The 3333-nt window shown below is 41.7% G+C and carries 4 protein-coding genes and 2 pseudogenes; 4 read left to right on the forward strand and 2 right to left on the reverse strand.

Translation table 11 applies throughout. The annotated features are described in order from the left end of the window. Positions 1 to 463 (reverse strand): annotated as a pseudogene (locus IEW48_RS16285) (transposase); the annotation flags it as partial. Between the two features lie 89 nt (positions 464 to 552). Here IEW48_RS16285 and IEW48_RS16290 point away from each other — a divergent pair. From IEW48_RS16290 to IEW48_RS16305, 4 genes are all read left to right on the forward strand, one after another. Next, entirely contained in the window at positions 553 to 1020 is a 468-nt protein-coding gene (locus IEW48_RS16290; RefSeq protein ID WP_188624674.1) for a hypothetical protein, read from the forward strand. Between the two features lie 26 nt (positions 1021 to 1046). Further along, entirely contained in the window at positions 1047 to 1790 is a 744-nt protein-coding gene (locus IEW48_RS16295) for a hypothetical protein (RefSeq protein WP_188624675.1), read from the forward strand. A gap of 554 nt (positions 1791 to 2344) precedes the next feature. Next, complete coding sequence (locus IEW48_RS16300; protein WP_188624676.1) at positions 2345 to 2563, forward strand: hypothetical protein; 219 nt, start codon at positions 2345 to 2347, stop codon at positions 2561 to 2563. Between the two features lie 57 nt (positions 2564 to 2620). Continuing rightward, the gene (locus IEW48_RS16305) at positions 2621 to 2773 is read left to right on the forward strand and encodes a hypothetical protein (protein WP_188624677.1); all 153 of its coding nucleotides are present in this window, start codon (positions 2621 to 2623) and stop codon (positions 2771 to 2773) included. Between the two features lie 99 nt (positions 2774 to 2872). Here the strand turns inward: IEW48_RS16305 and IEW48_RS17820 are convergent. Beyond that, a pseudogene (locus IEW48_RS17820) lies at positions 2873 to 3162 on the reverse strand (IS110 family transposase); the annotation flags it as partial. Positions 3163 to 3333 lie beyond the last annotated feature (171 nt).

Raw genomic sequence — 3333 nt, forward strand, 5'->3', positions numbered from 1 at the left:
CGAACAAAACGTAAGAAGCTTGAATACCGGAATCCAACGCTTGTCTGAGCAGCTCAATCAAGACATCCGAAGACTTTTGCATGCTTTCCCGGCGTCGTTTGTAACCTGTGGTCCGCTTGTCAAGACCTTCGAACATTTCGACCAGGCGGTTTTTGGGATCATGGGAACTGAGCAACGAGAAGCAGAGAGGAACAAAGGTGTTTCCGTCTGACCAACCTAAGGTAAGCAGGCGAAAACCCCGAACAAACTTGCCGGTGGTGTGATCATGGACTTTGGCCAGTAACTCGACCGCCTTGCTGCGTGCACGGGAATAGAGCGAATCATCCACAATCAGTACCTTTACCCGATCTTTACCGGTTAACGGGTCCAATTTGTTCCGGATCAGCCCGCTGCTCAAAAGCAGCAAAAACTTGCGCCAGTTATAGCGGCTGGAATTCAGAAAACGATAGACCGCATCTTTTCCGGGAAGNCAGTTAAATCAAGGGATTCTCGTGTTTTTCAAGGTGCGAAAGTTGAGTGAGAAATTTTCTAATGTGCATTTTGAGTGTGTGCTTGTTTGTTATCGTTTCAGTCTTTATGTTTGAAACAGAAGTCCACGCTAGTCCTGCATATCATGAGGAAGAATGGAGTCAAACGGTATGGACTGGTACCGTTTTTGTTCCTGTCAATGGTATATATACTTACACAGAATACTATGAACCTGTATCGTATCCAGTAGTCAGGTTTGGACCTCAAGAATCATTTATAGGTTATAATGGTTTTGTCTTGCCACAGCTTAGTGCAGCAGCCGTTCAATATTTTATAGGTGGGGAAGAGGTTGATGTTGTATACTTCACTGAAGGTGAAAATTATACACATCCTGATTGGGCTTGGGACTTCACAAGAAGAAGTACAAATCCTTATAATTTGACTTTCTATGATGAAGCTATTACTTGGAATACACATATTGTTTTATATTCAACTATTTATTCTCCAGATTATGTGCAAATGCAAGTTGGTTTTTTATATAGATGGCAATAGTTAATAGGGAAGGGAGGAGTTTAATTATGAAAAAAACAACTGTTCTTATTTTGGCGATTGTATTGTTAGGTGTTGGAACGGCTTTTGCAGCGGGATACAAACTGTATGTTGAACCAGTTACAGGGAATGAATTGGATGAGCTTGTAAAGTCCGAGCCTTTTGAGTTTAATGTAGAGTCAAACACTATTGAACCCAACCCGGAAGGTTTTTATCAAATGGGCAAATTCATTGCTACTAGCGCCGGTTCTGTTGCTACAAGTGAGATGGTTCCTGCTTTTGGTCAATTAGATGTGAATCGGTATAACCTGCTGGTCCTTCAAAAGAAGGTCGTCGATGGTTTGAATCAAGAAGAAGCCGAAAAACTCGCTTTTGAAGGGGTCATTCAAGAAGCTGCATTTTTAACGAAAGCCTGGGAACTAGGCATTGAAATTACGGATGATGAAGCACTTCAGTTTGTGGCCCAATTGCGTAAAAGGCATGAATTGCCAGCAGAAGAAGGCAGCAGTGAATATGCAGAACAAGTTAATACTAAAGCTTTTATTGAGGGATTAGGCATTACAGAAGATGAATATTGGGAAGAGTTTGTCGTTCAATCTATAAAAAAAGACCTGTTGATAAGTGAATTAACCAATAAAGTCATGCAAGAGGTTGGATCTGCCCAAGCTATGCAAGATTTGGGACAGTTTTATGATAAGATCGTAGAGAAATACAAAGAGGAACATAAAAATGAAATTGAGGCGTTTAAGAAAGAGGTTTTTAATGAAAAGTAAACAACTTGAACAAATTAGAAATGTTATTTTTTACTCAGGTGAATTTATATCTTAGGAGCCGGGTGTATCATGATACTCCCGGCTTTTTTACAGTCAAACCTATCGCTTTCTCGGCTTTTATTCCAACAAACAATGAAAAAGAAAAGGATTCAATCACAACTCAACAAAGAACGTGTCCGCCGGGAAAAATTTATGTGCATAATCGGCTTCCTGATTGAATCTCCGGCTTCTTTTAACCGGTCATCAGCTGAATGAAATGGAGGAGATTTGTGATCAGATTGTGATTCTGGATGGTGGTAAAATAATCGACTCGTTTGATAATCATCAACGCAACAAACAACTGATGGAGCATTATGCGCTTAAGATAGGGTTACGTTATGACACAACTTATCAAGACTGAAATCTATAAGATTTCTGGATATCATGAATATTTGTTGTTCGGCTCCAGATCATTGTATTCGGCACTGGCAGTAGTCGAACTCCCCTGGTTACAGCTGATCAAACATATGCTGATATTAGAGAAATTGAACAATATATTAAGGAGACCCTGACGAGTGGAGGCACTTCGTGAACTGGCTTACCGTTACTTTAGACAAGCCAATAACCCTGAAGAAGCTGACCGGGTGTATCAGCGTGTATTGGAATTGGATCCGCATCATACGATGGCATTACATCAGCGGGCATTGGTTCTCATTGAACTGGAGGAATGGGAAGAGCCTGAACGATTGTGGCATATGCTGATGGTCACATGGAACATTTTAGAGGCTGGCTAGAGCATATTGATCAACTGGTTCATGAAGGAAATCCCGAATATCAATTGGAGGAAGAATGTGACCACCCCGGAGTTTGTCATGTTTCACATGATTCGCCTTCATTTTCTCAGTGGTAACGTGGAAGGGTTTCAGGATGTCGTGACCCGTTTTAGTCAACAACCAACCGGCAGACCTGATATATTGGGAGTGCCGTTTACGGTTGGTTCGTGAAATGGCACATAAGATAGAATACACGTCTTGAAAAAAAGGGATTGCTGCATGATGTAATGCCTTTGTTGCTGTTTCAGTTAACTTAGCTGTTTGATTTGACGGCTTTACCATGACCTTAAACCCTAGTGTTTCCAACTTCCAAATCGCTTTTTCTGACGACTTGATGGCTTGCGTTCTTCGTAGTAATGTGGACCAAGTTCGATGTAAATCTGCTTCTTTTTGAGAAGATGATAGACAATCGTCAGGATGCTATAAGCGACCGCAACTGCTACACGATTGAATCCACGACGTGCAGCAATACGATGGTGATAAGTGTGTTTAAACCTAGCAGCGGCACGGGCGCCTTCCACCAAGGTGTTGTGAAGCTTCTGGTTTCCCTTGAGGTTTTTCTATGACTCAAGTTTGACACGTGGTATCACAAGAAAGCCTGAAATGATGGTAGTCTAAAAAGTGGACACAGATTTTAGAGATCACATCTGGATAGGAAAGCCTCCCTATAAGTTGTTATGGAGGTGGGGGGACATAGCCCCATAGGTGAGCCTGACCGAAAGGGAAGGCGA

It is taken from the genome of Caldalkalibacillus thermarum, from assembly GCF_014644735.1.
In the GTDB taxonomy this organism is placed as follows: domain Bacteria; phylum Bacillota; class Bacilli; order Caldalkalibacillales; family Caldalkalibacillaceae; genus Caldalkalibacillus; species Caldalkalibacillus thermarum.

Bases quoted from the DNA above. Each gene is read 5' to 3' on its own strand.
- IEW48_RS16295 (WP_188624675.1), top strand. From the start codon at position 1,047: ATGAAAAAAACAACTGTTCTTATTTTGGCGATTGTATTGTTAGGTGTT.